Raw genomic sequence first — 426 nt, 5'->3', positions numbered from 1 at the left:
CTCGTACATATGCCGGGCAATGGCGACATTGGTATGGTTATCGCCATCGTCTTTGTTGATAACGATCAGATCAGCCACTTCCATCAGCCCTTTTTTAATGCCCTGCAGATCATCGCCGCCACCGGCAATTTGCAACGAGATAAAACAGTCCACCATGCGGGCGACTTCTGTTTCCGACTGCCCGACGCCAACCGTTTCGACAATCACTACGTCATAACCCGCTGCTTCGCATAACAGCATTAATTCCCGCGCTCGCTGACTGGCACCGCCCAGATGACCGGAGGATGGTACCGGGCGAATAAACGCCGCTTCGGCACGCGCCAGGTCATTCATGCGGGTTTTATCCCCGAGAATGCTACCGCCAGTGACCGGGCTGCTGGGATCGACCGCAATAACCGCGACCTTTAATCCCTCTCGAATCAACAA

At 54.7% G+C, this 426-nt stretch carries 1 protein-coding gene; it reads right to left on the bottom strand.

Annotation, left to right across the window (positions count from 1 at the left end; translation table 11 throughout):
* Nucleotides 1-426 (bottom strand): methylmalonyl Co-A mutase-associated GTPase MeaB (meaB, locus tag IAI51_RS27795; RefSeq protein WP_187681381.1); only part of this gene is annotated, 426 nt, incomplete at both ends.

It is taken from the genome of Pseudomonas sp. N40(2020) (assembly GCF_014472415.1).
Taxonomy (GTDB): Bacteria; Pseudomonadota; Gammaproteobacteria; order Pseudomonadales; family Pseudomonadaceae; genus Aquipseudomonas.
This window is presented reverse-complemented; position numbering and strand designations above follow the sequence as displayed.